This window comes from Caulobacter sp. Root487D2Y, assembly GCF_001427165.1.
Taxonomy (GTDB): Bacteria; Pseudomonadota; Alphaproteobacteria; order Caulobacterales; family Caulobacteraceae; genus Caulobacter.
The window spans coordinates 308,144-314,821 of the sequence record NZ_LMFD01000011.1; the positions used below are offsets into that span (position 1 = coordinate 308,144).

The following is a 6,678-nucleotide window of genomic DNA, read 5'->3' on the forward strand; positions in this document are numbered from 1 at the left end:
CAAAATCCGGACGGCCTAGTTCCGCGACGGGAAGATCCCCGCCAGGGCGATGCAGATGTTCACCGTCAGGAACGGCTGGCGGTTTTCGTGCGGCTGGCTGCCGCCCGCCGTCCCAAGGGCCTGGGGCGCCATGGGCGCGGTGGGCGTCACCACGGTGCTGTACATGTTGTAGACCGGAGCGGTGCCTTCGCTGGCGCTGCTGCCCGTCTGTCCGAAACTGTTGCCCGCCGCCGCCGTGCTGAGGTTGCTGGAGCCGGCCTTGGTGGCGTCCACCTTCAGGAAGTGGACGTGGCTCGGGATCTCGGTCTGGAGCAGGGTGTGGGCGTACTCGCCGGTGATCGCGCCCAACGGATAGCTCGAGCTGACGCCTCCCAGGGCCAGGGTCCGCAGGTCAGGCAGGGCGAACGTCGTGACGCCGTTGCCGCCGTAGGTGGTGCCCAGCAACGAGAACAGCGCCTGGTTCTGGGAGATGGCCATGAGTTGACCGTTGCACTGGGCCCAGTGCTTCGGCGGGAAGTTGAACCCCATGATCCGGATTTCGCCCATATACTGCTGAGACATGTGACTTGCTCCTCGTATTCGTCGCGATCGCGATCAGTTGCGGGCGGGGAAGGCGCCCTGCAGGGCGATGCAGTAGTTCAGGAACAGCGTCGGCATCATGTTGTTGTGAGGTTGGCCGCCGCCCGTCTGGGTGATGGTCTGGGGCGGAAGCTGCGTGGCCGGCGTGGTGACGGTGCTGAAGAACAGGCCCTGGGTGTTCTTCGAGAAGTTGCCGGTGAACGCCTTGGCCGGCTGGTTGCCGGCCGAGGTCGAGACGGTCCCGACCGCCGTGGTCACCACCGGCGAGTGGCTGTGTGCGGCCATCTCGGGGGTCAGGATCGTCACGGTCTGCGAACCGCCGGTCTGGCCCAGATCGTAGACTTGCAGGCCGGGCCCGGGCTGGGCGCGGCCGATATGGAGCGGGATGTTGCCCATCAGGTTGGGCAGGCCGAAGTTGCTGGTGCCGTTGCCGCCATAGGTGGTGCCCAGAAGCGAGAACAACGCGGTGTTCTGCTGGATCGGCATGATCTGGCCGTTGCACTGAGCCCAGCCCCTCGGGGCGAAGGGGAAACTGAAAATGCGGATTTCCGCGAGATATTGATCACTCATCTCTTTGAGTCTCCAAAAGATCTTCTGGCGGAAAGGTCAGTTCTGCGACGGGAAGACGCCCGCGGTCGCGAGAATGAAATTGATGCCCAGATAGGGCTGCATGTTCTCGTGCGGCTGGCTGCCGCCGGCGGGCGTGGTCGAGGCGGCCGCCAGGGCGATCTGCTCGTTGGCGCCGTTGTAGGGCGCGTAGCCGAAAATGCCGGTCCCGGTCGGTCCCTGGTCCGAGATCATCGTCGCGGTGGTCGGCGTGGACACCGCGCCCGCCGTCGAAGCCGCGAAGAACGGGTGGGTGTGCGCCGGCAGCTGGGTGGAGATCAGCGTGACGCTCTCGACGCCCGTCATCTGGCCCATGACATAGGTCTGGCCGTTCTTGGAGCCCTGGTGGGTCACGACCCGCCCGCGCAGGTCCGGGATGCCGAACGTGTTGACGCCGTCGCCGCCGTAGGTCGTGCCGAGAAGGACGTACAGCGCGTCGTTCTCCGCGATCGACATCAGCTGGCCGTCACACATGACCCAGCCGACAGGCGCGAAGTTGCCCCCGAACATGCGGATTTCACCAAGATAAGGCTCGGTCATGATCGTTCCCTCGCTCCCAAAAGTCTTAAGTGCCCAGGCATGACGCGCGCGATCGACCTGGACTAAACCTTAAGTCGTCCCCGCGTCTTAACCAAGATTAAGATCAGGCGCCCCACCCCGGCGATTGTCCTCCTCCTAACCCACTATCCTGAGCTGCACAATAGTTAGGAGAACGCGGTTCGCCAATCAGCGTGTGTCTACTTGTGCGGGCGTCGCATCCTCGTTAAGGTTGCGTTTATGGTTTGACTAGAGCGAGGGGGGAGTCAGTTGCGTAATATATGCGCTTTCGTGCGCGCTTTTTCGCCCTCGCGTCGTGCGCGGCCGTTCCGCGCCCCTAGTCCCTTCTTTCACCCATTTCCCGCGGGGCGAGAGTCCCGACGCCGTCGCGCCCGCGCGACGGCGCGTGGTTTTGCCTGAGGCAAAGGACTGACCCATGCCGTTCTCCGGCCAGCTGTGGTACATCACCGAAGGCGGCGACGCCGACACCAAGCTCGTCCGCGTCAATGACGACGGCACCGGCAGCACCACCGTCGTCAGCAACGGCGGGGCGGGCACGGGCGACGACGCTTTCGTCAGCTCGTTCACCTCCGGCCTCGGCATCGACACCGCGACGGGCTTCTATTTCGCCATCCTCAGCAACAGCATCGACGACCACGCCCTGCTGGTGCGGGGCTCGATCAACAGCGCCGCCGCCCCGACCACCGTGGTCGACTTCCCCGACACCATCATCGTCGAGACGATCGAGGTCGATGCGGTCAACCGCAAGATCTATGTCGGCTATCAGGACGGCGCGGGGACGCCGAACGGCAACATCACCGGCATCCGGGTCTACAGCTACGACGCGGCCGGGACCCTCACCGACCTCGGCTTCCTGACCACGGCCGCCACCGACAACCGGGCCAATGAGGGCGGCTTCTTCGTCCTCGATCCGCGCGACTTCGCGATCGACACCACGATCGTGGCCGGCGGTCGGATGTACTACACCGAGACGATCGGCGGCCTGGCGACCGGTCTCTTCCGTCTGGATCTCGCCAACCCGAACACCAGCACGGTCGCGCTGGTCTCCGACGCCCAGTTCAGCAACAGCAGCTTCGTCAACGGCGTCTTCGTCGACGTCGAGGTCGATGAGACCACCGACCTGGTCTATTTCACGACCCACTCGCAAAACCCGTCGCCCAGCGGCAACTACGACGCCAACACCAACGCCCTCTGGTACATCAGCGGCAGCGCCACCGGCGGCACAGCCGTCAAGGTGACGCTGGTCGGCATGCCGGGCGGCAACCACTTCTACGCCGGCGACATGACGTTCGATCCGTCGACGCGGCAGCTCTATATCGAGAGCGAGGAAGTCGAGAACGGCGGCTCCGACACCGACGACACCATCTACGTCTTCCAGTTGGACGGCGCCGGCACCACCGCCACCCTGCTCCGCCAGATCGATCCCGGCACCACGATTGTCGGGGCCACGGTCGAGGGGATGGTCTTCGCCGACCTGGCGGCCCTGACCGTCACCGGCGCGGGCACGGCGGCGACCGAGCAGGCGGCGTCGGCGACCACCCTGTTGAGCGGCTCCCCGACGATCACCGACAATGGCGGCGGCTACCTGACCGGCGCCACGGTGGCGATCACCGGCGGCACGTTCAACACCAACGAGGACAGCAAGGCCGACGACCACCTCGGCTACGGCGCCGGCAAGCAGGTCTCGGGCACGATCGCTGGCACCAGCATCACCGTCAGCTGGGACTCGAACACCGAGACCCTGACGCTGAGCGGCCTTGACACCATCGCCCACTACCAGACCGCCCTGGCCGGGCTGGTCTACTGGGCCACGGGCGACAACCCGACGAACTACGGCGCCAACACCAGCCGCACCATCACCTGGGCGATCAACGACGGCACGCCGGGGATCTCGACCGCGACGACCAACGTCGGCGACACCACGGTCAACATCGGCACGACCACGATCAACATCACGGCCGCCAACGACGCGCCGGTCAACGGCACGGTCTCCAGCGCCACCGGCAACGAAAACACCGATATCGCCGTCACCGGCCTGCAGATCAGCGATGTCGACGCCAATCCGGCCTCGGCGACGGTGACGGTCACCCTGAGCGTGACCAAGGGCATACTCACCCTGCGGACCAATGTCGCCAGCGGTCTGACAGCGGGCAATGTCAGCGGCAACGGCTCCGGCTCGGTGACCGTCACGGGCACGATCAACGCGATCAACACGACCCTGGCGGCCAGCAACGGCCTGCTGTTCCATGGCAACACCAATGTCAGCGGCACCGACACCCTGACCGTGGTCACCAGCGACGGCGGGGCCAGCGGCACGGGCGGCGCGCAGAGCGACACCGACGGCTACACCATCACCATCATCGGGGTGAACGACGCGCCGACCGTGAGCGGCGACGGCACCGAGGCCCTGGCCGCGACCAACGAGGACGTCGCCAACCCGGCCCTGACCAACACGGTCTCGGCCCTGTTCAGCGGCCAGTACAGCGACGGCGACACCGACGCCTTCGCCGGGGTGGCCGTGACCGCCAACGGCTCCACCGGCGGCACCGGCCAGTGGCAGTACTATAACGGCTCGACCTGGGTGAACATCGGCGCGGCCTCGACGGCGGCGGCGGTGACGCTGGCCGCCAGCGCGCCGATCCGCTTCCTGCCGGCCGCCAACTTCAACGGCCCGGCCCCGACCCTTACGGCCAGGGTGGTCGACGCCTCGGGCGGCGCCCTGACCAACGGCGCGGTCGTCAACACCACCACCAACGGCGGCTCCACGCCCTACAGCACCGGCACGGTGGTGCTCAGCCACACCGTCACCGCGGTCAACGACGCCCCGACCGTCACCGGCGGCTCGGCCGTCAGCCTGACGTCGGTCGGCGAGGATTCCGCGCCCGGGGCCGGGCAGACGGTCTCTTCGCTGTTCAGCAGCCACTTCTCCGACGCCACGGACACCGTGGGCGGCGGCTCGTCGGCCAACGCCTTCACCGGCGTGGCGGTGACGGCCAACGCGGCGACCGCCGCGGAAGGCGTCTACCAGTACTTCTCGGGGGGCAGCTGGCATGACCTGCCGGCCGTTTCGGCCGCCTCCGCCTTCGTCCTGGACGCCAGCACCCTGGTGCGCTTCGTGCCGGCGGCCGACTATTCCGGCACGGCGCCGTCATTGACCGTCTCGCTGATCGACGACTCGGCCGGCGCGGTGACCACCGGCCAGACTCCGGACCTCAGCACCACCGGCGGTTCGACGCCCTACAGCGCGGCGATGACGCTGAACGTCGTGGTCACCCCGACCAACGACGCGCCGGTCGCCAGCGGTTCGGCCACCCTGACGGCGGTCAACGAAGACACCGCCGCCCCGGCGGGCCAGACCGTCTCGACCTTGTTCGGTTCGCACTTCACCGACCCGGACGCCGGCGACACCCTGGCCGGCGTGGCCATCACCGGCAACGCGGTCACCAGCCAGGGCGTCTGGCAGTACTTCAACGGCGCCTGGACGACGATCGGCTCGCCCAGCGAGGGCTCGGCCCTGGTGCTGGCGGCCGGAACCCTGGTCCGCTTCCTGCCGGCCGCCAATTTCAACGGCGCGGTCCCGGCCCTGACGGCCTATCTGATCGACAATTCCGGCGGCGCGGTCACGACCGGCGCGACCCTGGACGTCAGCGTCAACGGCGGGCAGACCCGCTTCAGCGACGCCAGCATCGACCTGACCACCAGCATCACGGCCGTGAACGACACGCCCGTGGTTCCGGCCAGCGCCACCGCGGTCGGCGCCACCGAACAGACGGCGGCGACCCTGCTGGGCTCGCTGACGGTGTCCGACATCGACCTGGACGCCCGCAACAGCGGTTCGGGCGACTATGGCGGCGCCAGCTTCACGGTGCAGCGGGCCTCGGCCAACGCCGCCGACGTCTTCGCTTTCGCCTCGGGCGGCCTGTTCACGGTCAGCGGGGCCAATCTGCAGGTCGGCGGACTGACCTTCGCCACCTTCACCAGCGCCGGCGGCGTGCTGGGCATCACCTTCACCAGTTCCGCCGCGACCGCGACCACGGCGCTGGTCAACGACGTTATCGAACACATCACCTACACCAACGCCAGCAACGCGCCGCCCGCCAGCGTGTCGCTCAACTACGCGCTGACCGACGGCTCGCCCGGCGGCGGGCAGGGATCGGGCGCGACGGACACGGCCAGCGGCTCGGTGACGGTCAACATCACCGCGGTCAACGATTCGCACACCGGCGGCGCCAGCATCACCGGCACGCCGACCGAGGACCAGGTCCTGACAGCGGTCTCGACCCTGGCCGACGTGGACGGCATCGGCACGCTGCACTACCAGTGGCAGCACGACATCGGCGGCGGCTACGTCAATGTCGGCGCCGACCAGTCGACCTACACCCTGGGCGACTCCGACGTCGGCGGCATTGTCCGCGTGGTAATCTACTACACCGACGCCGGCGGCACGGTGGAATCGGCGACCAGTTCCGCCACCGCGTCGATCGCCAACGTCAACGACGCCCCGACCGGCGGCGTCAGCGTCACCGGCACGACCACCGAGAACCAGATCCTGACGGCCGACACCGCCGCCCTGGTCGATCTCGACGGNGTCAACGACGCCCCGACCGGCGGCGTCAGCGTCACCGGCACGACCACCGAGAACCAGATCCTGACGGCCGACACCGCCGCCCTGGTCGATCTCGACGGCCTGGGCACGCTGCACTACCAGTGGCAGCACAACGTCGGCAGCGGCTTCGTCAATGTCGGCGCCGATCAGGCGACCTACACCCTGGGCGACCCCGATGTCGGCGGCACGGTCCGGGTGGTGGTCAGTTACACCGACCAGCGGGGCACGGCCGAGGCGGTGACCAGCTCGGCCACCGCGTCGATCGCCGGGGTCAACGACCCGCACACCGGCGGCGCCAGCATCACCGGCACGCCGACCGAGGACCAGGT

Annotated in this window: 3 protein-coding genes; all 3 read right to left on the reverse strand. The window is 67.8% G+C overall.

The genetic code is table 11. The features are described from left to right. Window positions 1–15 precede the first annotated feature (15 nt). Genes ASD38_RS24705 through ASD38_RS17425 form a run of 3 tightly spaced genes read right to left on the reverse strand, consistent with a single transcriptional unit; the run spans window position 16 to window position 1,725 of the window. A complete protein-coding gene (locus ASD38_RS24705; protein WP_056439698.1) occupies window positions 16–561 on the reverse strand; it encodes a phage tail protein in 546 nt (181 codons plus the stop codon). Window positions 562–594: 33 nt separating this feature from the next. Then, on the reverse strand, window positions 595–1,149 hold the full coding sequence (locus ASD38_RS24710) for a phage tail protein (RefSeq protein ID WP_056439701.1): 555 nt from the start codon (window positions 1,147–1,149) through the stop codon (window positions 595–597). A 36-nt stretch (window positions 1,150–1,185) separates the two neighbouring features. Then, window positions 1,186–1,725: a phage tail protein gene (locus ASD38_RS17425; RefSeq protein ID WP_056439704.1), complete on the reverse strand. Its 540-nt coding sequence runs from the start codon at window positions 1,723–1,725 to the stop codon at window positions 1,186–1,188. Between the last annotated feature and the right edge of the window lie 4,953 nt (window positions 1,726–6,678).

Excerpts from the sequence above, each read along its gene's own strand:
- ASD38_RS17425 (WP_056439704.1), bottom strand. The coding sequence starts at position 1,725 with ATGACCGAGCCTTATCTTGGTGAAATCCGCATGTTCGGGGGCAACTTC.
- ASD38_RS24710 (WP_056439701.1), bottom strand. The coding sequence starts at position 1,149 with ATGAGTGATCAATATCTCGCGGAAATCCGCATTTTCAGTTTCCCCTTC.
- ASD38_RS24705 (WP_056439698.1), bottom strand. The coding sequence starts at position 561 with ATGTCTCAGCAGTATATGGGCGAAATCCGGATCATGGGGTTCAACTTC.